This window comes from Treponema vincentii F0403 (genome assembly GCF_000412995.1).
Lineage (GTDB): Bacteria > Spirochaetota > Spirochaetia > Treponematales > Treponemataceae > Treponema > Treponema vincentii.
Genome location: NZ_KE332514.1, coordinates 22948 through 45462 on the forward strand (window position 1 = coordinate 22948; position 22515 = coordinate 45462).

A 22515-nucleotide genomic window follows, 5' to 3' on the forward strand; every position below is an offset into this window, starting at 1 on the left:
GCGCATATCCGTAACGCTGCTTGGTATGACCGGCGCTTGCGTAAGGCTTGTGCAGCCGTAAAAGCAGCTGTTCATATCCGTAACCTTATCCGGTATCACCGGCGCTTGCGTAAGATTTTCGCAGCGGAAAAAGCAGTAGCGCATATTCGTAACGCCATTCGGTATCATCGGCACTTGCGTAAGATTTTTGCAGTCGGGAAAGCAGTGGCTCATATCCGTAAGACCGGCTATAGCTCCTAATTTAAGTGCAACTTTTTTAGATGCGTTACTTTTCAGGATCATTCCGAGCGGACTTGGATCACTCCAATCTACGCCTTTTACATCGGAAGCTGTAAGATCGGTAACTTCAATGTAGTATATGCCGTCGGATGCAGCGTTTGCTGTTTTAAGGTATTCATCCAATTTCTCAAAAGCAACTTTTTTATAAGGGCTAAAAGTTACTTTTACCGTTGTAGCAGCAGTGATTTTAACTTTTGCGGTACTTTCTCCCGGCTGTCCACCTGCGATACGTGCAGCTGGAGGTGTTACGGTCCAGTTTTCTACCGCATAATCATTGTCGTTTGCTGTAAACTCAACGATTTTCCCTTCTGCTACCATTGCACCTGTGTCTATTGCCTTTCCATCAAGTGTTGCAGTGAGTGTGCCGTTGGGCGGCGTACCCTCTACTGTGAAGGTAACAAAATGCAGCTTTGTCCACTGTGCGGTATAAGTCGCATCTTCCACAGGGAACGTTTCAGGCAGTCCAGGGTTCCAGCCGCTAAACGTATAGCCGTCCTTTTTCGGAGCGGCAGGCTTTGTTACCGTTGCTTCATATTTTCCCTTTCGGACAACCGGATCACTCTTGCCGTCAATGTTGCCCCCGGCAAGATTGAACGTAAGCGTGATTTCTTTTCTTACATACTTAATTTCAATGACGGTAGAGCCGTCCGCTGCTATCGGTTTTTGATCAACAGTTGGTGTTATAAACCCTGTATAGGTTTTTGCCGTTGCCGCTGTGTTTTTACCCGTGGTTCCGGCTAAGGTTTCTATTTCTGCTTGTACTCCATCATATCCACCAGTTACCTTCTCTTTGAAGTGCTTTACCGTATACTTCGTGTCTGTCTTCGGCTCCCACTTTGCCCAAAACACTTTGTTGCCCGTGCTGCCTTTTTCGATTTTCTCAACAGAAGTACCGGTACAAGCCGCGTTTGAGTACCAGCCTTTAAATTTATAGCCTGTTCTTCCTGCGGGCTTTAATGTGATGGTTGCCGTTTCTACATTATAAGAAGCAGGGTTTCCGCCGTTATCCGTTCCATCGTTGAGATTGTAGGTGATGGTGTAATCACCTTCCCTTGCCCACTGTGCGGTATAAGACGCATCTTCCGCAGGGAATGTTTCAGGCAGTTCAGGGTTCCAGCCGCTAAAGGTATAGCCCGTCCTTTTAAGCTTTGACGGTTCGGGTAGGTCTTTTACCTCTGCTCCATATTTTCCCTTTCGGACAACCGGATCACTCTTGCCGTCGATAGCACCGCCTGCAAGATTAAATGTAAGCGTGATTTCTTTTCTTGCATACTTAATTTCAATAACGGTAGAACCGTCCGCTGCTATCGGTTTTTGGTCAACCGTAGCCGGTGTTATAAAACCTGTATATGTTTTTGCCGTTGCTTCCGTGTTTTTACCCGTTGTTCCCGTTTTGGGTTCTTCTTCACCTTTAGTATACGTGCCGTCAACCCCTTCCTGCAGATGCCGTACCGTATACTTCGTGTTCCCCGCTGCCTTAAAGAATACTTTTACATCTGCCTTCGCCGTTACCTTGTGGCTATAAGAAGCGGTTGTGTTATTCGCTACCGCAGTGCCGTTAACCGTCCACCGCTCTACTTCATAACCGGCGTTCGCCTGTGCCGTAAACGTAACGGTTTTACCCGCTGCTACGTTTCCGCCGGTAAAAGGCCTATCATCAAGTGTTGCGGTGAGCGTGCCGTATTCTTTTGCATTTGTACTAAATGTTACCGAAAACGTTTTCGTCTTCGGTGTATCTACATTCTGCTTACAGCTTACGGCAAACGCCGCAAGGAGCAGCGCTCCTGCGAACCGGCTCAAGAGCAGTACGCCCTTGTTCCATGAATGAGTCCTTTTCATGCTCATTCCTCCTTTTAATAAAAATATATCGTATATTCATATCTGCCATCCTTGGCGGAATACGGTACACATCGTGCCAACTAAAAAGGTATGCAACCGTGCAATGCTCACGGTTCGGTACAAAACTTTGTTGATGAAGTATTTGCAAGAACGCTGTCGTAGCGCTACTGCGCAAAAGAGACAGATGCGGATACCGCCGGCTGTCCCTATGATGAGAAAATAAAATGCTGCTTTTGCTGCCTGCAAAAGAGTATGAGGAAAAATAAGTATGTGTGTGGAAAAGAGTTGCCCGTTTATGAGGGCACTGACTGCCCCTAGCTGTGAGCTGTGAGCTGTGAGCTGTGAGCTGTGAGCTGTGAGCTGTGAGCTGTGAGCTGTGAGCTGTGAGCTGTGAGCTGTGAGCTGTGAGCTGTGAGAATTATGCCGCCGACTACGCGCGTGTCAAGCCCCTTTTGAAAATATGCGGGCATCTGCGTTGTTGCTACACCGAAATAAATGCTCAACGTATACCCGATACGCTTCCGCTTTATTTCGGCTAGGCTCCTAGCATCTGCTTCGCATATTTTCAAAAGGCTAATAGGAAGCAGTTGCCCCGGCACTAAAGGGTGCATTTTAGCGAGAGGCGGTTGGTACTGCGGGTATGCGGTATTTTGGCTCGGCATAGGTAATATTATAGGGGCTAAAGCAGGGGAATGCAAGAGGAAAAATAATTCATAATTATGAATTATGGATTACAAATTATTGTAGCGCATGGTTTTTTGCATTGCAAGCATTCTCTTACAGATTGTCTATCTCTTCTTTGCTAAGACCGGTTATTTTTTCTATCAACAAGATTTCGTAGTTCTCTTGTTTCATACGTCGTGCTGTTTCAACTCTACCTTCAGCAAGACCAAGTGATTTACCTTCAGTGTATGCAATTTTTCGTTCTTCTGCCCGTTGTACCGCTATATCGGTTGCATAATCGTATTCGGCTATTAAGATATTTATTACATCCTCTTTTGCAAATATGCAGCATATCTGCGTTGTCGCATCATAAAAAGTGCACGTCCGTGTACACTTTTTATGATGCACCGTATATTTGCAAAAGGATATTTTCAAAAGGCAGAGTCGTTAATGCTATTAAGCCACCCCGTACACGCCGGAACAACAGAAGCAATACATCCCTCTTTAAAGGGGTTTTTGAGGTTTGCCAGTTCCACCAGGCGGAGGAATGAGTCGCAGCCGCCTGCTTTACAGAGGCGAAGGTAATCCGCCCATGCCGTTTTTCGGTTAGAAAGGCTTTTTGCCCAGAATTGCAATGCGCATACTTGAGCAAGCGTGTAATCGATATAATAAAACGGCGTACTGAAGATATGTCCTTGGCGCATCCAATACCCGCCGCGGTTTAAGAAATCGTTATCGTCGTAATTTCGTTCGGGCAGATATTTTTTTTCAATGGTACGCCATGCGGCTTTTCGTTCTGCGGGGCTTGCTTCGGGGTGCTCATATACCCAGTGTTGAAACTCGTCTACCGTAACGCCGTAGGGTAAAAACAGAAGCGCGCCCGAAAGGTGAGTAAAGCGGAATTTATCGGTTTGCTCTTCAAAAAACAGATTCATCCACGGCCATGTAAAGAATTCCATACTCATCGAGTGAATTTCGCATGCTTCATACGTCGGCCATACGTATTCCAGCAGACGGGCATTACGGCTCTGATAGGCTTGGAATGCGTGCCCTGCTTCATGGGTCATTACTTCAACATCGTGCTGTGTATTGTTAAAGTTGGCAAAAATAAACGGTGCCTTGTAATCGGGAATTGTGGTACAATAACCGCCTGCTGCCTTTCCTTTTTTCGCAAGTACATCGAGCATCTGATGTGAGGTCATGAAAGTAAAAAATTCATCGGTTTCGGGAGAAAGTTCCGCATACATCTTTTTAGCATTCGCCAAAATCCAATCGGGATTGCCGTGGGGAATCGCATTGCCGGTGGTATATTCAAGCGGTTCATCATAGTAGTACAGCCGTTCCAACCCCAACCGCTTTGCCTGCCGTTTTCGTAAGTTCACGGTTATCGGCACAATCTCGCGGTAGATTTGGTTCCGATAGGCAGCAACCATCTCGGCATTGTAGTCGGTTCTGCCCATCCGGTCATATCCGAGCTGCACGAAGTTTTTGTATCCGAGTTTTTTTGCGATGCGGGTACGCACTTTGACTAAATTATCATAGATGGAATCGAATTCTGCTTCGTGCCCCGCAAAAAAACCGTAGTAGGCTTTTGCCGCTTTTTTCCGTGTTGCACGGTCTTGGTTTTGCATAAAAGGAGTCAGCTGTGCGAGCGTACGTTTCTCTCCTGCAAATTCGATTTCGGCCGAAGCGATCAGTTTATCGTAACTGCTGGTAAGTTTGTTTTCTTCCGCTAAATCTTCCATAATAGAGGGAGAAAACACCTTCATATCAAGTTCGGTCATTGCGAAGATATGCGTCCCGAGTTCTGTTTCCAGCTCTTTACGGAAGGATGATGCAAGCAGCTTTTTGTTAAAGCTATTGGTCATTTCGATATAAAACGGATTTGATTCATCAAAAAACGTATTTTCGGCGTCATAAAAAGCATCACGAGTGTCGATACTGTGCCGTATTTCCGCAAGGGTCTGCATAGTCTGATAGTGAGATTTGAGCTTTTGTACTTCATCGATAAGAGCGATTTGCTCTGTCGCCGAATGTGCCGCTTCAAATTGCTGTTCCGCTTTTTTAAATGCCGTTTTTAATGCCTCCATATCGGGGCGCGTGTAGGGAAGGTCGGTAAACTGCTTCATTTCCGGTGTATTCATATATGCTCCTCTGCTTCTGATAAAATTGTGCGGAGCGATTATAGCATAAGGCTTGTATTTAGGACAGCATCGGAAATTCTGTGTGCGATTACAACAAGTCTAAAAAATGGATTTTTAATTATTTGTCATTTCTGCTATAGTTGAGCCGGCATTATGAGTATTCAATATTCCGGTTATAAACGGCAACAGCTCCGACGGCTTTGTGATAATATGCGTTGCGCCGGCTCCTTCCAATTCGGCACGGTCGCGGAATCCCCACAGTACACCGACGGTAGTCAACCCCGCGCTTTTTCCAGTCTGTATGTCTACGGCAGTGTCTCCGATGTAGAGGCATTCTTCTTTTTTGAGATGTAAAAGGTCTAAAATCTCAAATACGCTGGTGGGATCAGGCTTAAGCGGAACGCCTTCCCGTTGACCGAAAACAACAGAAAAAGTTCCCGCATCAAAAAAAGCTTTGATGATTTTTTGAGTAGTCGGCTGCGGTTTATTCGAAAGAACCGCCAGCTGGACACCTTGATTACGCAACGCTGTAATCATCTCGGCAATGCCGTCATATAAGGTACACAAGTATAAAAAATCGGCATCATAGGCCGCATTGTAATCCTGTAAAATCATATCTTCCAACACTGCATCCGTAACGCCGTGATATGCCAATACCCGATGAATCAATGTCCGTGCGCCGTTTCCCGCAAAATACTTAAACTGTTCCGCCGGCGCAGGGGGAAATCCGTGCTTTGCTGTTTCGGCGTTGACAAAATAAGCGAGCGTACGAACGGTATCGGTCAATGTACCATCCAAATCAAAAATACATGCTTTCATCATAATTATGAGTATACAGAATCGAGTCGTAAAAGTGAATCATATACGTGACTTTGAAGGCAGGATAATGGATGAAGATTCGAAACATGTTCGGTATCAAGTACGGGCTTCGGATTTTCAAACCGGTGCTCTTGCCGTTGATTATGCCGTGAAAGCACCGGTGAAATAACGATGATGAGCGTTGTCTTTATTTTTTTTTATAACTATGTTAAACTGTCGCCCATGAATAGCTTAAGCACTTTTATAGATTCTTTTAAAAATAACGAAATCATATCGGCAAAAATATTTGGTATTATACAATTTGTTTTTATTCTTTCTGTTATCTCTCTCTTTTTTAAAATACTGAATTCTATCGTAAAAAAAATCACGGTAAAAAAATGTTCATTGCAAATACAGCATATAATTGATAAAGGTATCAGATACGCAGGTTTTGCCGTTATGGTGCTGACGGCTTTTCATCGGTTGGGGATAGACATCAGGGCCCTCCTTGGTGCTGCGGGAATTGCCGGTGTCGCAATAGGCTTTGCAGCTCAAACTTCAATATCGAATATTATTTCCGGATTATTTGTTATAACCGAACGAGCATTTAGAATAAACGACGTCATTGAAGTTGAAGGAACTATCGGCACGGTGCAATCGATTAATTTATTGTCGGTTATCCTAAAAACATTTGACAGTCAATACGTCAGAATTCCAAATGAGACGATAATAAAAGCAAACCTGATAAATTATTCTCAGTTTCCGTATAGACGGGTTAAGACGGAATTGGGTGTCGCTTACGGTACTGATTTAAGAAAGCTGGAGCAAATACTTGTATCCGTTGCAAAAAATAATGCATTTATTATTGATGATCCTGCGCCATCAATTCTTTGGACAAGTTTTTCAACTTCAAGTATTGATTTGACTCTTATGGCATGGACAAAAATCGAAGACTTTGTAAATTTACGTAATTCACTGTTTGTCGAAATAGATGAAAGGCTTAAGCAAGAAAATATTGAGATACCTTTCCAACAGCTCGACATTCATATAAAAGGGAACCAAACGATAACAGTACCCGAATGTGAGCAATCGAATTCCCAAAGGCAGAGCATCGAAGTCGTAAACGCTTCGTGCGAATAAATTGTTCCGATTACGCAACAATGAGGTACCGATATGCATAAGATGACGGTAGAAGATGAAGTGCGCTTAGTTGATTCGATGATCGATCTCTATGCAACGGCGCATCGGTATGATTCTTCAAAGTCTGATATGGAAGTTATTGAGGCAGCGGTACCGGACATAGAGTCATTAAAGGCATATACACATAAACAAATTGAACAATGCCGATACCGTGGCAAGCATGAAAAACCGTTTTGTAACGTTTGTCCCGTACATTGCTACAAGCCGGAAATGCGGCGGCAAATTCGTGCGGTCATGCGCTATAGCGGCCCGCGTATATTGTTTCGTCATCCGATTTTAAGTTTGCAGCATCTTATCGGTACTATCAGGAGCAAAAAGGAGCGCTCTTCTATGAAAATAACCGAACAAGAACATCTCCCGGTAACCGGTGTTGGTCCGGTGTGTGTTGCAATTATGATTGCGTTTACCGTTGCCGGTATTATATCGGTAGCATTTGGTATATTTACCGGTGGAAACGTGCATGGTGCAATCCTTCCGATCCTTTTTATAATTGTAGGAATTTTGTGTATGGTTGGCGGTATCGTACTGTGGTGCGCTGCGGTATTCGGTTCTCGCATCGACACCAAGATAAAATCGAATCAGCTTGTAACCGATGGTATTTATGCTCTCGTGCGTAACCCGATTTATTCCGCTTTTTTATTTATCTGTACCGGCGCGTTGTTGTTTTGTCGGAATTGGTATCTATTAATGTTACCGCCGCTCTTTTGGTTATACCTCACCATATTTATGAAGCTGACGGAAGAGCAATGGCTTTCCAAACGATTCGGCAATGAATATGCAGCATATTGCAAACGGGTCAATCGTTTTATCCCATGGAAGACTAAATAATCCCTATTATACTCATAGTATGAATATTTCGCGGAAACTGCCGGTATGTGCGGAATCTCACAGACAGCGTTGGCAATAAACTTTGAAACCGAAATGTTCCATTCGGCAGAGGAAGGAATGTACAGTCCCCATAGCGTTGCTTAGGGGCTTTGTTATATAAAGAAATTAACAGCTACCGGTACAGTACGGAACGCCGACCTTTTTAGTCAATTTCTTAAAAGAAATGCATTATTGTATTCCCAATATTTTTGTGCAGCACGAAGTAGATGCGCCCTCTTCCAGCGCTTTTGCAAAGAGACGGTATAGATGCTAGGAGCGTACAAAAAACACCCGCAGGCACGGGGATGTCTCAAAAGTTGGTTACTTTTTCGACATCCCCGCGAGTTTAAAATTAAGTCACTATACAGTAATGACTTAATTTTAAACATCGCATCTAAATCTAAGGAAACTGTCCAAAAACTGAAGTTTTTGGACAGCCCCTACGTGTTTGCTGCGCAAACACGCTGCTGCGTAGAACCACCGCCGTCCATGGCGCTGTTGAGCAGTGTACTTCCGTGTACACTGCTCAACGACGAGATTTGACCGGCGCTCAAATCTCGCTACTGCGTGCAACCACGCCCGTCCTTGGGCGTTCTGATATGTTGAGCATTTTCAGAAGCAACGTTTTGCCGGGGGCAAAACTTGCAAGTTTAAGCGGCATTGCCGCTTAAACGTTGGCACGGATGCCGTGCGTATTAAGCAACGCAGTAGATGCACACACCTCCAGCGCTTTTGCAAAGAGACGGTGCAGATACAAGGCGCGAGCAAAAATAAAGCAGAAACGTACTTGCTGTACGTTGAGCATTTATTTGTGCGCAGCAACGCAGTAGATGCCCCGTATATTTGCAAAAGGTCTAGTCGACGCGGAGAAGCTGACTTTTCTGATAGGCGGGAAAAAAGCGTTTTTGGGCGCCGGTTTCAAACTGGACGGTGATAACCAATTCTCCGCCGCTTTGCCGGGACTGCACGATATAGCCGTAGCCGTAGTCGTCATGAAAGAGCCGTTGCCCGCACTTCCACAGTGCGGCTTCCTCGTCGGCGGGGGAGATAAAACCCGCTACGGGCTGTCCTGCAACATCGACTAAATCTCCGTCGATTTCCGCTAAGAATCGGCTCGGCTCCATAAACGAAAGCTTGCCGTACATCCGCCGCGCAGCGCAGCTGGTCATATACAGCGCATCTTTTGCACGGGTGCAGGCAACGTACATTAACCTGCGTTCTTCTTCCATATCTTCACCGATTGTATCGTTGCGCGGAAAGATACCGTTTTCGAGCCCGGTGATAATCACATTGCGGAACTCAAGCCCCTTGGTATTATGGATGGTGATGAGCTGCACGGCATCGGCACCGGCATCGGTTTCCGCAAGACTGCGGTCAAGTTCGATGTGTTCTAAGAAGGACGTCAGCCCCGCAGCCGAGCACGGGTATAGGGAGGCCGTATTGGCAAGTTCCTGCAGGTTCGCCGTTTTCTGCGTGCCCATCACCTCGTCTTGGTTCCGGTGGAAGGTGCCTAAACCGCTTTGCTCGATGACGGTGAGCACAAATGCTGCGAGCCCCTGCCCCGGTAAGAGCTTTGCGCTGCGGGCTGATGAGCCGGTTGCCGCAGCGGGTGCAGCTGCATCGGCGGCTCTCGCTGTTGCTGCCGTATCTGTATCAGTTTCCGCGGAAGTGCCGTTTATGTCATCGGTATCGGTATTAGCTTGTGCGGCGGTTTCGTCTGCAGCGCTGCATTCGGCAAGGAGGCTGCGGAGCGCGTACAGCGTATTCAAAAATTCCCGCAGCGCCGTGCTCGCTTTTTTGGAAATTGAAAGTTTTGATCCCGCCTCGATCAGCACGGTGATGTAGTCGGCTTGTTGCTGCGGGGTTTGAGCGACAGCAGGCTGTATCTGCGGTACATCATTCGGCTGCGAGGTTTGAGCGGCATCGGTCTGCAACAGGGTAAGCTCCTGTTGAGTAGCCCCGCCGTCCTGTTTCGGCGAACCTGCAAAGACAAGAGTATCTGTGTTTGCAAGTGAATCGGCGGATGATACTGCTCCTAAAAGCGCGGCGCGGGCATAAGCAACCAGCTTATTCTGCGTGGTTTCGCCGATGCCCCGCGCGGGTTTATTCACCATGCGGCGGAATGCGATTTCGTCGCGGCCGTTGGCGATAAGCGCCAAAAGCGCAAGCGCATCCTTAATTTCTTCGCGTTCGTAGAACTTGAGCGTGCCGACAACCTTGTGCGGAATTTTTTCGTGCAAAAAGGCTGTTTCAAAACTGAGCGATTGCGCGTTGGTGCGGTAGAGGATTGCCCAATCGGAGTAGGAACCACCCGCCCGCACGGCTCTTTTAACGAGCTGCACGCAGAGCTCCGCCTCCGCATCCTGAGAGGGTAAATAGTAGAGATGAGGTTTTTGTCCGCTTGTTCCGCGCTCCGCAATCAGCATTTTACCGAGCCTTCCCTCGTTGCGGGACACGATAGAACCGGCGACGCGCAGGATCGGTTCGTACGACCGGTAGTTCCGCACCAGCCGGATAATCTTTGTGTGCGGAAATTGGCGGTCAAAGGTAAGAATATTCTGCACCTCGGCGCCGCGGAACCGGTAGATGGACTGATCATCATCGCCGACAACACATACGTAGGTGTCCTCGCCGGTCAGCTCCCGCAGCAGCCGGAATTGCGCATCGTTTGAATCCTGATACTCGTCTACCAAAATCACCTTAAAGCGGTTATGGAGCTGACGGGCAATGGCGGAATGCTCCTGCAGCAGCCGAACCGGCAGCATGATAAGGTCGCCGAAGTCGGCATTCCCGGTTTCGCGGAGACGCTGCTGATAGGTACGGTAAATTGTTGCAAACTCCGGCGCAGGGTCAATCGTGATAAGCTGCGGGCTGTCGGGCAAAAGGCAATAGTCCTTGGCACGGGATATTTTCCGCATAAAGCCCTGCGCCTCCTGCTTATTCAGCTGGGGCAGCGCCTTCATCAGCAGCGTGACGGAATCTTCATCATCATAAATCGTAAAATTCGGAGAAAGCCCCGCCCATTCGGCATAGCGGCGCAGCATCCACGCCCCGAAGGAGTGAAAAGTACGGATAACCGACCGTGCAGTACGCTCATCGAGCACACGTGCCCGCTCCGCCATTTCCCGGGCGGCCTTGTTGGTAAAGGTAACCGCTAAAATCGATTCGGGGCGTACGCCCTGTTCCGCAATGAGCCACGCAATTTTCGTCGTAATAACCCGCGTTTTTCCCGACCCTGCGCCCGCCAGAATCAGCAGCGGGGAACCGGTATGGCACACTGCCTCCAGCTGTTCAGGATTTAACACCGAGAGATATTTGCACGTTTCTTCCATTTATTTACTTTTTTCCTAAATTCCCGATCAGCAGTTCTTTGAGCTGATCCAAAATCTGACCTACCGTTAAAGGACGGATCGCTGTTTAAGGAACGCTGCGGCGCTTCGGTTCCGGTAGCTGCCGATTTCCTTTCAAAATAGGAAGCGGAAGCTCGCCGCTCTTTAGCGCCTGCCGTATACATTCCGGTATCTGCAGCAATACAAAGTTCTTTGCCGTCCGAATTGAATGTTCCCTACCTGAATACGCGAGAGCCCTAAGGAGCTGCATACCGGATAGAAAGCATCCTGCAAAAGCGCCGACTCATCGGCTGCTTTTGCAGCAGACTGCCGGAACAGGTATTCCGTATTGTTGTGGTGCCTCTTTCCAGAGTCTGGCATTACTATACTCTGCGTGATTTGCAGTTGGGAATCGATCCCGCTTTTCCGGGCAATATAGAGCTTCCTCCAACTCGGCACTGGATTATCTCATATTTTTTCACGGCAGAACGCAGGTAACTATTGTTCCTGAGCTGCTGTGTTCTGACTGAAACACCGCGTGGAAAAAATATGAGAGATTATTATATGCGTTTATTGGCGTGTTTGCTAGAGGTAGTCCATTCACGTGATACCGTACCGGAAATATGCTAAATGGGAACTGTAATATGTATGATTGGATAACAGGCACTATGAGAAGTATTATACCATAGGTTTACAAATTTTGACAGCGGATGATATGGATTCCTCCGTATATAAACGCATCGCCCTCTTTGACTTAAACTATACTTTAACTTGTATATTGGTTTTAGAAAGAAGAGTAAATGTACCAGACAGAATACATAAGAAACGCAAAATCAGGAGGTTGGACAAGCATTTGAACTGCGAAGAGGTTCAACTCTGCTTGAACGGTCTCCTGATTTTGCGTGGTTGTAAAAAATAGACTGATGCGTTTACCCAGCAGGAGGTAACTATGGCTAAGAAATTAGTGGCTTTTTTCAGCGCGTCGGGAGTAACGGCTCAGGCTGCCCGTACATTGGCGGAAGCTGCGGGGGCGGATTTGTACGAAATTACGCCGGCAGTTCCATACACAAATGCCGATTTGGACTGGATGAATAAAAAATCGCGCAGCTCTGTTGAGATGAACGATAAATCTTCCCGCCCCGCAATTACGGACACCGATGCTCATATTGCCGATTACGATGTGATCTTTATCGGATTTCCGATTTGGTGGTATATCGCCCTAACGATTATCAATACCTTTCTTGAACGCTATGATTTTAGCGGTAAAAAAAAATCGTTCTCTTTGCTACATCAGGAGAGAGCGGTTTCGGCAAGGCGGTACAAAATTTGCAGCCAAGTGCCCCGAATGCAAAAATTATCGAAGGTAAGCTTTTGAACGGACGCCAAAACAAAGCTTCCTTAGCCGGGTGGGCTGCACAGTTCTAAATATCGGCCGAAAGATATTGCGTTTTCGGATTGTCATCAGGAGGCTTTCTTTGTCTTATGATATGATGCATAGATGGGCGGCGTCAGGATGACTTTCCGAAGCGAAAGGAGCTCGGTTAGTTATTTATTCTTAATGCAGAGACAAAAATATGTTATATCGATAAATGATCCGCTTTCATACTTGACATACTATAAAGAAACCTATATGATACATTCCATATTTATGCCAACTTAGCTCAGCTGGCCAGAGCACGTGATTTGTAATCTCGGGGTCTAGGGTTCGAATCCCTAAGTTGGCTCATCGATATGGGGAGATTCCCGAGCGGTCAAAGGGGGCAGACTGTAAATCTGTTGGCTCCGCCTTCCAAGGTTCGAATCCTTGTCTCCCCATTTTTTATTTCAAAATAAATAGAGGCGAATGAGCAGCTGAGGTTCGCCGGTTTTCATTTTTTGGTTACTTTTCTTATATGCTGAATAACTGATATCGTTACATTGCTCAATATACGAATTTTTCAAAATATCATGATATAGCACTTTCCAAAATACAGTACTCTTCAAATTGAAAATTAAAACTTATCGATTTATCCTTTAGAATACGATGTTGAAAAAATACGAGGGAGAAAAAGTAATATAATATATAAGTAATATAATATATATTGAAGTATATGCCTGCTTTGTATTGAAGGATAAAGACTAAAAATAAACGGTAGAGGCTGTTATTTATAATAAGCAATTAAAGTTAAGAAAAGGCAAATCGATAAACAATAGAAAAATAAGAAAATGCCGTCGGACAGAATCGAACTGTCGACACAAGGATTTTCAGTCCTTTGCTCTACCGACTGAGCTACAACGGCAAAAACAATGAATAGTTTATATCCGATTTTTTAATATGTGTCAAGCCGTTTCCGTGCAAGTGTATCGGATGTTTTTGAATCTCCCCGCAGAATAAATAGGCTATTCGATGTCATAGATAATCTGTTCGGGCGGTTGCTCAAGTAGTTCGGGATTTTCAAGGTATTTATGCAATTCATGGAAAGCGGATGCATAGTAAAATCCGTCGCAAATGCGCTCGTCGGTCGTAACAGTGAGGTCAAGGTTCCGTATATTGGTAACGGTGCCGTCCCGCGCAATTTCTTGCGATCTCCTCATTGCGCTGAAAGTGATAAACACAGGGGCATTCCCAAAATCATATAAATGGTGGAATATCGGTTTAATTCCGATCGAGCCCATCGAAGAAAAAACTACGGAACAGTGAAATGGACTAAGCAGTCTGAGCCGTTCGGGCAGCAAATTATGAAAGTCGAGCCAATTCAGAAAGGCGACCACCGCCCGTAACTGAAAGTTCGGCATAAATCCGAGTTGTCGTGCGATTTTATCAAAAGCGCTTTCTTTCTCTTTTCGTGTATTGCGGTATTCTTCTATTTGGTGTGTCATCTTTGTATACACATCGGTAACGGTTGTACTCCGGTCAAAGAAAAACTTCATCATAGTTTCTTCGGCTTCCAGCGTCATTTCTTTCTTGATAGCCATCACAACTTCTATGTTATGCCGGGCATAAAGCCTTAAGCCGCTCAAAAATCGATTAATACCCGGCCGCTGGGATATTGTCCGCACATACGCAGCAATTACTACGTGCATGATTCCGAAACCGATAAGGCCTTCCGCTCTTTTTTTATGCACAAAATGCTCAATTGCCGCTACATTGATACTGTCTTGGAATAAATTTTGGGCACCGATTCTGGACGGCATAATAAAAGGAGCTACAACCGTCATCGGGTCTATCGAACGGATACGTCGGCCTTCGGTCCTATCGCCAAAGCGCCGTTTAATTGAGGCGGAGCCTACTGTTTTCTTAAGGTTTTGTTCAGGTTTCTGTGTTGCCATTTTTATATTTCTCACTAAAGATATTTATTATTCATAAATTGCAATTTTTTGCTAGAGGACTGAATCGACCAGTTTTTTAAAAGAGGTATCCAATGCTTCGGTGTATTCTTGCGGTTGAATCACAAAAAGTCCGTTTTTAACAATGATAGAAGAATGGCTTCCATCTGCATCCGGAGAATCGTTTTTCCGGAATTGCTGTGCCCTTTCCAATAGCCCCTTTGTGTCCGTGTGGGACGCCGGCGGTAATCGGGTATCAGGACATTGTGTCCGATATGTGGAGAGTATTTTCGAAAGTAAAACAGCAAATTCATAAAAGTCATCGGGAAAATGCTCCACAAATATACGGGCGGCGGCTGTATCTGCTGCTTCCGTTAATAAAGCTGCAAATTCCTCCCAATGATCATTTAAAAAATCGATAATAATTCTTTTTTCCATTTTTCCCTTGTTACCGCTTCTCTCTTTTTATATCGGCATAAAATGAGGGGCTTTCAATAACAAGAAAAAAAATTATTCGTGCAAATTACATCTACGGAAAATAGATTTTAAGATACTGCTCGGCAAAAATATGTTTCCATGAAAATTTCTTATGGAGTGCGGTATATGCCCGTAAAATTATATCTTTAAAATACGGGATTTCGCTAAGATGCGTCTTATCGCTCGTAAAAAAACGTTCTGCTTGCTTCAGCACGGCTTCCGTCAAAGTACGGATATGGAGACCGGTGTTTTGTTCTTCGCCGTTGGGTATTGTATATAGGAAGCCTGTTTTTCCATCGATGATTTTTTGTAAGCCTCCTTGGGCGTTGGCAATCGGGATAGTACCGTAAACTTGCGCAATAAGATCTTCCAAACCGCAGGGTTCAAATAAGCTGGGTAAAACAATAAAGTCGGCAGCCGCAGTGATGAGGCGAGCTGCTTTTCGGTTGTATCCCTTACAATAAACGAATTTTCCGGGCAGCGCGGCGGCAAGTTCAACCGCTTCAGCTTCAAGTTCGGGATTCCCTTGCCCCATTACGATAAACCGCAGGGTAGGGGAACGTTCCAATATATGCGGGATTGCTCTTAGCAGCACATCGACTCCTTTTTGCCGAACGAGCCGGCCGTGGTACATCAGATAAAGGGGCTTGCCGCTTTCTTGTGTATTCATAGTCCCGAACTGCTGTATGCCGCCGTACATGGGCTCCGCACAAGCTCTTTTTTGCAGCATGTCGAGTAAAAACGCACGGCAGGCGTACTTCCCTTCAAAATGTTCTTGTTGTATATCGAATGTAAATGGAAGTCCCGAACAATCGGTATTTCCGGGGTCGTAGGCCGCAAAATCGATGCCGTTGGTAATGCCGGTAATATGAATATGTTTTTGAGCGAGTATTTGCGAAAAACGGTAGGAATACGGCGACTGTTCTGGAGAAACCAGCTGTTGTGCATACCACGGCGAAACCGTCGTCAAAGCTGCATAAGCTGAGCCGACAAGGAACGGTTCAACGGTATAATCGATTTTGCCGTATTCCAATACCTTCCGGGGAAGATCGGTTAAATGAGCTGCATATTCAAACGAATAAAGGGTTTGCCGATAGCCGTCGCCTGCATTATGTATGGTAATAAGCGCACGTGTATGCCGGAAAAGGCGTCTTCCCGTAAAACGGGCGGAGATAAATGCCGGAAGGAGAGCTGTATGCGCATCATGGCAATGCAGTACCTGCGGAGCGGTATGCCGCCGTAATCCGTAACAATAGATTGCTTTTTGAAATAATACGTTCATTTCATGGCTGTCTATGTATCCGTCCCCTTTTTTGAGATCGGGGCGATGCAGTTTTTTTCTGAAATAGTCGAGTTCCTCGGTACAATATGTATAAATATCTCTTTTTTCGGTGAAAATACCGGAATCGATAAAGATAAAACGGATGTTTTTCCTAAAAAGCTCAAAGTACCGTACCGTATACGTTATATCGCCGACACGGATCGCAGTTTCGCATATACAGTTATCAAGATGTTCGGGGTTGTTACCGTAACGGGGTAAGAATACCGTAACGGAACATCCGTATTCGGCGGCCGCCTCGGCTAATGACTTTACAACATTTTTTACACCACCGGCTTCTGCAAAACCGGCATATTCGCGGCTGACCATCCATACCGATATGTTCTTTTCTTTGCTGCTCATAAAAAATGAATACCTTTAAAGAAAAATGTAGTGAGGGAAGCTCTACAAGCTTTCATTTTGAGAACTGCCCGTCATGCTGTGTGATTAAACAGATCAGGCCGAAGTTTTTCCGCTCCGTTTAAGTAAACCGGTTCGGGTTTCTTTTTCCCATAGTAGTAAAAAAGGAAGCGGATGATGCCGCGAGGACTATGGTCTATATTCGGTTCCGTACTGCAGAATAGCACAGTTGCAGAAGCAAAACCGGCGGAGCGCAATAAGGTTGCAGGATTTGCCGCCGTTATGTCGGATGTAACCGAAAATTGCAGGGAGACGATATCTTTTTCATGTAATTTATTGAGTTCCAAAAAGCGTGTATACGCGGAAACGACGGCTGTTTTAATGTGTTCCTGTGTGTTTTGGGCACATACGGCAGCTCGCCCGGCGTATAATTTTTTCCAAAAGAGCATTGTAGTTCCTTATGCCGGATTAAGACCGTTTGAAAGCAAAAGAATAACAGCGGCTGCAATTGCGGTTGCCAGCCCGAATATACAGGCGATAACACTGATAATGCAATGACCGAGGTAATAGAGCTTCCTCAAGTGGATAGTATAGCGGATTTCAAATAAAAATGCAAAAACGGCGAACAAAAATAGTAAAACGCCGACGCCGATAAGAAATTGCAGAATAATAATCTGGCTCGAATCCAAAAAATTTTGAATATTCCCTAAAACAAATAATACAAACAAGGCAATGAGAACGGTAAAGAGAAAGAGCACTGTTCTATGCAAAAAACGAATAGTAACTTGTTTTCGGACTGTTTGAGGTGCCATCGATGATAGAGTATAACTTGTCCTATTTGAACATGCAAGGTATCGACAGGGCAACTGCATTAAAAATATTTTTAGCGGTGCATTCTTTTTGTGCGAAATTTTTCCTAAAATTTCGCACCTTTTCCTAGCAGACGGGTAAACGCATCAGGCAGAGTAAATAAAAAGCGCAGAATAAGTGAGGCTATGAGACCATTTGAACTGCAGAGCGGTTCAACTCTGGTTGAATAGACTCACTTATTCTGCGGGGCTACTAAAAAACGGCCTGATGCGCGTTTACCCTGTCGTGTGCAGGTCGGATAAACATCAGTTCGGTGATTGGGTGTGCCTTGTTGAGGCCTTTTTGCTCGAATTTGGTCTTGGGGCGCCATGATTGCGGCGGGGCGAATCCTTCATATTTTGAGCACAGCCCTTCGGTGGCCGAAAGTTCGGTAAAGGCGTCCTCCGCATAGTCGTACCAATCGGTTACCATATAGAGGTAGCCGTTTTTCTGCATCTTTTTGGTCAGCAAGTCGGTTCTGGGACGGCGGAGCAGTCGCCGCTTATGATGCTTTTTCTTTTGCCACGGATCCGGGAAAAAAATATGGAATCCTACAATAGATGCATCGGGGATCATATTTTCCAATACTTCGATAGCGTCATGTTCGATAATGCGGATATTTTTAAGGCCGCGCCGTTCGATTTCATTCAAAAGCTTCCCAACCCCCGCTTGAAAAACTTCAATGCCGATATAGTTGATTTCGGGATGCTGTGCCGCGATTTCGGCTGTTGCAACGCCCATGCCGAATCCTATTTCGATGATAACCGGATGATCGTTTGCAAACAGTTCCGTAAAAGAAAGTTGTTGCGTTCCGTAGGGGATGCACCAGCGCGGCGCATATTCCGCGTAAGCCTTTTTTTGGGCTTCGGTTATCCGTCCTTTCCGCAATACAAAGGTTCTAATGGGGCGCCCCTTCGGTGGGGTACCGGCTGCATCGGTTGATTCAATGTGTTCTGTTTGCTCTGCTATCATACTATTCCTTCTCTCGGTTTATTCGTGCGGAGGGTTTAATACCCCGACGCTTGCGTCGGGGTTGTTGATTTTTTCTATAAGCGAAAAATACAAGGGACCTGCTCCCCCGCAGGTATCGGGTAAAAACCGGCAGCCGAACAGCGTTTTTTCGCCGAGCATCAGCGGTGTGCTGTTTTTGCCGGCTGTTTCGGAATTTGCCGCGCTAAATTCCGTTGCTGCGGTACCGCTATGGATGGCGGCTTCTTTACCGTATTTTTTCAATAGCTTTTGTACGACGCCGTCGTTTTCCGCATCGGCAAGTGCGCACGTTGCGTATACTAAAAAGCCGCCGGGTTTCAGCAAAAGAAAGGCCGCCGAAAGGAGCGCCCACTGCCGCTGTGCCAGCATTTTAACCCGTGCAGGTGTCCAGCAGGCAAGGTATTTCGTATCGGTTATCACGTGGCGCTCCGAAGAACAAGGTGCATCCAGCAAAATGCGGTCGCAGCAGGCCTGCCGGTAGCGGGGGAGAGTAGCGGCGTCATAGCCGGTAACTTCGATGCGGGTGCTAATGTCCGGCGGCAGGTGCTCCGCGAGCACGGTCAGCAGGCGTGCACGGCGTGAGCGCGACAGTTCATTTGCTTGTATGTGCGCTTCCTGCCCCATACCGGAAGCGAGTACCAGCGTCTTACCGCCCGGAGCGGCGCACATGTCCAAGTAGCTGCCCTCGTCGAGCGGCGGAAGCGCCTGCGCCGCATAGATACTCGCCTGGTCAAGATAGTACGGCTTTCCGCTGCGCACTGAAAAAGCAACCGGCCGTGTCTCTTTGAGGAGCGCCTCCCGAAGTGCCGGCCAGCGGTTGCCGAAAAGGGCTGCATAGTACGCTTCGAAGGCCTCTGCGCCGCTTGTCTGTTTTACCCGCTTCATGGCCGCCGCTCCGTATTTGCAAGACAGGCTGCCGTACAGGCCTGCCAGAGGTTGTCTCCCTGCATGGGCGGCGCTTCAACGGTGATGTTTTGATGCGTAACCGGATGGATAAACGACAGCTTGTAGGAATGCAGGCGTATGCCGCCCCCCGTTTCGCTGCGCCGCGCGCCGTATTTTAAGTCTCCCTTGATGGGATGTCCGGCGGCCGCCATCTGTACCCTAATCTGGTGCGTGCGCCCCGTTTCCGGACTGATACGGATAAAATCGTACCGATCGCCTTTTCCGCACAATGTCCAATATAAAACGGCTTTTTTAAGCGTTGCTGTATCATTCCGTTTTTCGGTTTTGTCAGGCTTTGATATGCCGGTAGGCTTTGCGCCGATAAAGGCCTTTTGCGTTTTATTCCGGAAGCCGAGCCAATGCTCCAATCGGTGGATACCCGGCTCCTCCTCGGTGGTATCTGCCGCAGTCCGTTCGCATATTGCCCAATATTCTTTTTCTACCGAACCGATTTTAAAAGCTTGGGAAAGCAGCGTTTGTGCTTGTGCGGAAAAAGCCAGCAGCATAATCCCCGATACGGGAGTATCCAGCCTATTAACCGGAGCGATAAACGGTTTATGAGGAAAAAGCGGTGTAAAAAACGTTTGGGCGTTTTCTCCGTTTAGCTTATACACAACAGCGCAGTAATCATCTTCAAAATAGATACGGGGACTTTCTTTACACATAATTCAAAACAATAAAGATACATTATAGTTATTTTTTTCTTCCTATACAAGATACTTGACAAACCCATATACGAGTGCTATGGTAATTTCAGAGGAGAAGATATTATGAAAAGTATATTTTTTTATAGAGTACCCCCCCCCCCCCCCCCCATCGGGTGCAAAATTATTGATATTAAATTATTTTTTAGGGACGCCTATCCGTTGTTTTACTGTTGCTGACGGCCTATACAAAGAGCGGATTTCGGAATAGTATATTCATAGTTGTAACTATTACGAAAGATGTTTTCTTTAGTTACTAAATAAAAAGTTAGGGCTGATATGATATACAGAACGAAAACAGTAGACGAGACTATCAATTTTGGACGGGCTTTAGGCCGTTTGCTTCATGCCGGCGATGTTCTTGCATTACAAGGAACACTCGCAGCCGGAAAAACGCAGCTGACAAAGGGCATTGCGCAAGGGCTTGATATTTCCGAAGCCGTTACCAGTCCAACCTTCACTATCATATCGGAATATTACGGCCGCCTTCCGCTTTATCATGTTGACGTATATCGGCTAAACTCTCCGGAAGATTTTTTAGACCTCGGCGTTGAAGATATGCTGTACGGTCAAGGCGTTTGTATTATCGAATGGAGTGAAAAAGTCCTGTCGGAATTGCCGGCGCGTACCATCCTTATTCATATCAAGGCTGAAGAAGATTCAAGCAGAACAATTACTATCATAAACTGGCCGTATCAAACGGACAGCTTAACCGAATATGAGGTAGCACCATGAATATACTCGCAATAGATACCCTCTCTTCGACTCTTTCCGTTGCGGCTCAAGGGCCGAACGGTTTGGTTACACAATCTTTTACCGGCAACGGTCCATCCCATGCGGAACGGCTGCTTCCCCTTATCGATGCGGCCGTAACAGCTGCAGGGTTTACTGCTGCCGATACGGAAACGGTATTAGCGCCCGAAGGGCCGGGTTCTTTTACCGGTTTGCGACTTGGATTTGCGACGGCAAAAGCATTACAGCTAAGCGGCAATTGCTGCTTTATCCCCATTCCAACGCTCCCATGCATCGCATCGCAGTATGAGGCGTGGAACGGAAATATTGCCGTAGTGATAGACGCAAAACGAGAACGCTTTTATGCCCAACTTTTTAAAAACGGAGCGCCGGTAACGGAGGCTTTTGACAAAACGGCGGTAGATTTGCTCCCGTACTTTTCGGAAAACGAAGAATGGCTGGTTACCGGCTACGGAACGTCTGCATTCAAACATACGGACGCAATTTCACAAAGTAGTATCCGCTTTCGGTTTATTGAGGCGGATCCCCTCTCTTTTGCATATTCGATGATAACGTATATGCAAAAGTACGGTAATGTACTGAAGAATGCTGCAGACTATGCGGGGCCTCAGTATATTCGGAAGAGCGATGCGGAAAAGGATTAAGTTATGGAAAAAAGTATATCATCCGGACAGAAGCCCCGAATTACAGGCGAGAGGACAGCAGAAGGACAGCAGGCTTATTTTCACGAACTCGCTGAATTAACAAATGCGGGAAGCATTCCTACTATGATTCTTGACAGTAATTTAGTTATACGCCACATGACCAAGAGCGTGTATACATTATTTTCGGGTTATTACACATTGGAGAAAAAGCCTTTTTTGAAAGTATACGGTCGCCGGAAAAAGGTTGGTCATGGATCGGTAATATGGTACATAAATCACACACGCTAAAAACGCTGTATACAAGAGTGCGATTTCATCCTATTTTTGACAAGGCAAACCGTTGCCTGCTTGGATATTGGGTAATTATTGAAGATGTAACAGCAGAGCAGACCGGAATGTACAAATTGATGCTGAACGGTTTGTTGCAAGCTTCAATGCTGAAAGATAACGATACCGGAAACCATGCAGAACGGCTCAATTATTATTGTCAAGAGTTTGCCGAATATCTGTTTTCGCTTCATCAATATCCGCAAATTACACCGGATTTTGTTGATAATATTTCCTTTTTGGCTGCTATTCATGATATAGGTAAAATCGGTACGCCCGATTATATTCTACAAAAACAGAGTAAACTGACCGGTATTGAATGGGAAGTTATGAAGGAACATACGATAAACGGAGCGCTCATTGTGTCATCCTATCCTATCGCGATGGCAAAGGAAATAACGTTAAGCCATCACGAACGGTGGGACGGCAGCGGATATCCGTTTAAACTGGAAGGGGAGATGATCCCTCTTTCCGCGCGAATTGTAGCCATAGCCGATGTCTATGATGCGCTGCGCATGAAGCGTCCTTATAAAGAAAGTTTGTCTCATGACGAAACGGTGCAATATATTTTTGATAATGCAGGAAAACATTTCGACCCGCTATTGGTAACGCATTTTAAAAAGATTCACCATGCGTTTGATAGGGTGTGGCAAACTCTGAAAGATGAACAGGAGCATTCGGGAGAAGCCGCTTCCGAAGCGGTGTAACGGCGCGGTATAGGCT

Annotated in this window: 20 protein-coding genes, 3 tRNA genes and 2 pseudogenes; 10 read left to right on the forward strand and 15 right to left on the reverse strand. The window is 46.0% G+C overall.

From position 1 onward, the window contains the following. From HMPREF1222_RS12410 to HMPREF1222_RS11710, 4 genes are all read right to left on the reverse strand, one after another. Positions 1-2118 (reverse strand): InlB B-repeat-containing protein (locus HMPREF1222_RS12410; protein ID WP_016519558.1); only part of this gene is annotated, 2118 nt, incomplete at its 3' end. A 777-nt stretch (positions 2119-2895) separates the two neighbouring features. Further along, the gene (locus tag HMPREF1222_RS11700) at positions 2896-3189 is read right to left on the reverse strand and encodes a hypothetical protein (RefSeq protein WP_016519560.1); all 294 of its coding nucleotides are present in this window, start codon (positions 3187-3189) and stop codon (positions 2896-2898) included. 23 nt (positions 3190-3212) lie between these two features. Further along, the gene (locus HMPREF1222_RS11705; protein ID WP_016519561.1) at positions 3213-4925 is read right to left on the reverse strand and encodes a M3 family oligoendopeptidase; all 1713 of its coding nucleotides are present in this window, start codon (positions 4923-4925) and stop codon (positions 3213-3215) included. Positions 4926-5039: 114 nt separating this feature from the next. Next, the gene (locus tag HMPREF1222_RS11710) at positions 5040-5747 is read right to left on the reverse strand and encodes an HAD family hydrolase (protein WP_016519562.1); all 708 of its coding nucleotides are present in this window, start codon (positions 5745-5747) and stop codon (positions 5040-5042) included. A gap of 168 nt (positions 5748-5915) precedes the next feature. On the opposite strand from HMPREF1222_RS11710, the gene HMPREF1222_RS11715 reads away from it, so the two are divergent. From HMPREF1222_RS11715 to HMPREF1222_RS13365, 3 genes and pseudogenes are all read left to right on the forward strand, one after another. Then, entirely contained in the window at positions 5916-6863 is a 948-nt protein-coding gene (locus HMPREF1222_RS11715; RefSeq protein WP_016519564.1) for a mechanosensitive ion channel family protein, read from the forward strand. 42 nt (positions 6864-6905) lie between these two features. Then, positions 6906-7235, forward strand: a pseudogene (locus tag HMPREF1222_RS13360) (nitrous oxide-stimulated promoter family protein); the annotation flags it as partial. Between the two features lie 18 nt (positions 7236-7253). Further along, positions 7254-7751: a methyltransferase family protein gene (locus HMPREF1222_RS13365; protein ID WP_342302614.1), complete on the forward strand. Its 498-nt coding sequence runs from the start codon at positions 7254-7256 to the stop codon at positions 7749-7751. Between the two features lie 893 nt (positions 7752-8644). Here the strand turns inward: HMPREF1222_RS13365 and HMPREF1222_RS11725 are convergent. Together HMPREF1222_RS11725 and HMPREF1222_RS11730 are read right to left on the reverse strand one after the other, a co-directional pair. Beyond that, entirely contained in the window at positions 8645-11122 is a 2478-nt protein-coding gene (locus HMPREF1222_RS11725) for an ATP-dependent helicase (RefSeq protein ID WP_016519567.1), read from the reverse strand. A gap of 85 nt (positions 11123-11207) precedes the next feature. After that, entirely contained in the window at positions 11208-11390 is a 183-nt protein-coding gene (locus HMPREF1222_RS11730) for a hypothetical protein (RefSeq protein WP_038077291.1), read from the reverse strand. A 678-nt stretch (positions 11391-12068) separates the two neighbouring features. Between HMPREF1222_RS11730 and HMPREF1222_RS11735 the strand changes: the two are divergent. The 3 genes and pseudogenes from HMPREF1222_RS11735 (at position 12069) to HMPREF1222_RS11745 (ending at position 12934) form a co-directional block, all read left to right on the forward strand. Next, positions 12069-12544 (forward strand): annotated as a pseudogene (locus HMPREF1222_RS11735) (flavodoxin). Between the two features lie 225 nt (positions 12545-12769). Next, positions 12770-12843: transfer RNA gene (locus HMPREF1222_RS11740), tRNA-Thr, on the forward strand. Between the two features lie 9 nt (positions 12844-12852). Further along, positions 12853-12934: transfer RNA gene (locus HMPREF1222_RS11745), tRNA-Tyr, on the forward strand. A 391-nt stretch (positions 12935-13325) separates the two neighbouring features. Here HMPREF1222_RS11745 and HMPREF1222_RS11750 read toward each other — a convergent pair. The 9 genes from HMPREF1222_RS11750 to HMPREF1222_RS11790 all read right to left on the reverse strand — a co-directional run bounded on the left by HMPREF1222_RS11750 (position 13326) and on the right by HMPREF1222_RS11790 (position 20029). Further along, positions 13326-13398: transfer RNA gene (locus tag HMPREF1222_RS11750), tRNA-Phe, on the reverse strand. Between the two features lie 100 nt (positions 13399-13498). Beyond that, on the reverse strand, positions 13499-14428 hold the full coding sequence (locus tag HMPREF1222_RS11755; protein WP_006189005.1) for a 2-oxo acid dehydrogenase subunit E2: 930 nt from the start codon (positions 14426-14428) through the stop codon (positions 13499-13501). A 51-nt stretch (positions 14429-14479) separates the two neighbouring features. Then, positions 14480-14863 (reverse strand): hypothetical protein, encoded by a 384-nt coding sequence (locus HMPREF1222_RS11760; protein ID WP_016519569.1) that lies wholly within the window; start codon positions 14861-14863, stop codon positions 14480-14482. 91 nt (positions 14864-14954) lie between these two features. Further along, entirely contained in the window at positions 14955-16583 is a 1629-nt protein-coding gene (locus tag HMPREF1222_RS11765; RefSeq protein ID WP_016519570.1) for a glycogen synthase, read from the reverse strand. A gap of 71 nt (positions 16584-16654) precedes the next feature. Then, a complete protein-coding gene (locus HMPREF1222_RS11770) occupies positions 16655-17029 on the reverse strand; it encodes a chorismate mutase (protein WP_006189000.1) in 375 nt (124 codons plus the stop codon). 9 nt (positions 17030-17038) lie between these two features. Next, positions 17039-17392, reverse strand: a complete 354-nt coding sequence (locus HMPREF1222_RS11775) for a hypothetical protein (protein ID WP_016519571.1) — start codon at positions 17390-17392, stop codon at positions 17039-17041. Between the two features lie 250 nt (positions 17393-17642). Next, positions 17643-18302, reverse strand: coding sequence for a tRNA (guanosine(46)-N7)-methyltransferase TrmB (trmB, locus tag HMPREF1222_RS11780; protein WP_051122548.1), 660 nt, complete (start codon positions 18300-18302; stop codon positions 17643-17645). 117 nt (positions 18303-18419) lie between these two features. After that, positions 18420-19304 carry an RsmB/NOP family class I SAM-dependent RNA methyltransferase gene (locus HMPREF1222_RS11785; protein WP_016519573.1) on the reverse strand — a complete coding sequence of 295 codons (885 nt, stop codon included), beginning with the start codon at positions 19302-19304 and terminating at the stop codon, positions 18420-18422. Continuing rightward, on the reverse strand, positions 19301-20029 hold the full coding sequence (locus HMPREF1222_RS11790; protein ID WP_016519574.1) for an RluA family pseudouridine synthase: 729 nt from the start codon (positions 20027-20029) through the stop codon (positions 19301-19303). Before HMPREF1222_RS11790 ends, HMPREF1222_RS11785 begins: the two co-directional genes overlap by 4 nt. Before the next feature lie 318 nt (positions 20030-20347). On the opposite strand from HMPREF1222_RS11790, the gene tsaE reads away from it, so the two are divergent. The 4 genes from tsaE to HMPREF1222_RS13210 all read left to right on the forward strand — a co-directional run bounded on the left by tsaE (position 20348) and on the right by HMPREF1222_RS13210 (position 22499). Then, positions 20348-20803, forward strand: a complete 456-nt coding sequence (tsaE, locus tag HMPREF1222_RS11795; protein ID WP_016519575.1) for a tRNA (adenosine(37)-N6)-threonylcarbamoyltransferase complex ATPase subunit type 1 TsaE — start codon at positions 20348-20350, stop codon at positions 20801-20803. Then, entirely contained in the window at positions 20800-21465 is a 666-nt protein-coding gene (tsaB, locus tag HMPREF1222_RS11800; RefSeq protein WP_016519576.1) for a tRNA (adenosine(37)-N6)-threonylcarbamoyltransferase complex dimerization subunit type 1 TsaB, read from the forward strand. Before tsaE ends, tsaB begins: the two co-directional genes overlap by 4 nt. 3 nt (positions 21466-21468) lie before the next feature. Continuing rightward, positions 21469-21753: a hypothetical protein gene (locus tag HMPREF1222_RS13205; protein WP_016519577.1), complete on the forward strand. Its 285-nt coding sequence runs from the start codon at positions 21469-21471 to the stop codon at positions 21751-21753. A gap of 107 nt (positions 21754-21860) precedes the next feature. Then, the gene (locus HMPREF1222_RS13210) at positions 21861-22499 is read left to right on the forward strand and encodes an HD-GYP domain-containing protein (protein WP_244870178.1); all 639 of its coding nucleotides are present in this window, start codon (positions 21861-21863) and stop codon (positions 22497-22499) included. Positions 22500-22515 lie beyond the last annotated feature (16 nt).

Bases quoted from the DNA above. Each gene is read 5' to 3' on its own strand.
- HMPREF1222_RS11705 (WP_016519561.1), bottom strand. From the start codon at position 4,925: ATGAATACACCGGAAATGAAGCAGTTTACCGACCTTCCCTACACGCGC.
- HMPREF1222_RS11710 (WP_016519562.1), bottom strand. From the start codon at position 5,747: ATGATGAAAGCATGTATTTTTGATTTGGATGGTACATTGACCGATACC.
- HMPREF1222_RS11715 (WP_016519564.1), top strand. From the start codon at position 5,916: ATGATGAGCGTTGTCTTTATTTTTTTTTATAACTATGTTAAACTGTCG.
- HMPREF1222_RS13365 (WP_342302614.1), top strand. From the start codon at position 7,254: ATGAAAATAACCGAACAAGAACATCTCCCGGTAACCGGTGTTGGTCCG.
- HMPREF1222_RS11725 (WP_016519567.1), bottom strand. From the start codon at position 11,122: ATGGAAGAAACGTGCAAATATCTCTCGGTGTTAAATCCTGAACAGCTG.
- HMPREF1222_RS11730 (WP_038077291.1), bottom strand. From the start codon at position 11,390: ATGCAGCTCCTTAGGGCTCTCGCGTATTCAGGTAGGGAACATTCAATT.
- HMPREF1222_RS11755 (WP_006189005.1), bottom strand. From the start codon at position 14,428: ATGGCAACACAGAAACCTGAACAAAACCTTAAGAAAACAGTAGGCTCC.
- HMPREF1222_RS11760 (WP_016519569.1), bottom strand. From the start codon at position 14,863: ATGGAAAAAAGAATTATTATCGATTTTTTAAATGATCATTGGGAGGAA.
- HMPREF1222_RS11765 (WP_016519570.1), bottom strand. From the start codon at position 16,583: ATGAGCAGCAAAGAAAAGAACATATCGGTATGGATGGTCAGCCGCGAA.
- HMPREF1222_RS11770 (WP_006189000.1), bottom strand. From the start codon at position 17,029: ATGCTCTTTTGGAAAAAATTATACGCCGGGCGAGCTGCCGTATGTGCC.
- HMPREF1222_RS11775 (WP_016519571.1), bottom strand. From the start codon at position 17,392: ATGGCACCTCAAACAGTCCGAAAACAAGTTACTATTCGTTTTTTGCAT.
- HMPREF1222_RS11785 (WP_016519573.1), bottom strand. From the start codon at position 19,304: ATGAAGCGGGTAAAACAGACAAGCGGCGCAGAGGCCTTCGAAGCGTAC.
- HMPREF1222_RS11790 (WP_016519574.1), bottom strand. From the start codon at position 20,029: ATGTGTAAAGAAAGTCCCCGTATCTATTTTGAAGATGATTACTGCGCT.
- tsaE (WP_016519575.1), top strand. From the start codon at position 20,348: ATGATATACAGAACGAAAACAGTAGACGAGACTATCAATTTTGGACGG.
- tsaB (WP_016519576.1), top strand. From the start codon at position 20,800: ATGAATATACTCGCAATAGATACCCTCTCTTCGACTCTTTCCGTTGCG.
- HMPREF1222_RS13205 (WP_016519577.1), top strand. From the start codon at position 21,469: ATGGAAAAAAGTATATCATCCGGACAGAAGCCCCGAATTACAGGCGAG.
- HMPREF1222_RS13210 (WP_244870178.1), top strand. From the start codon at position 21,861: ATGTACAAATTGATGCTGAACGGTTTGTTGCAAGCTTCAATGCTGAAA.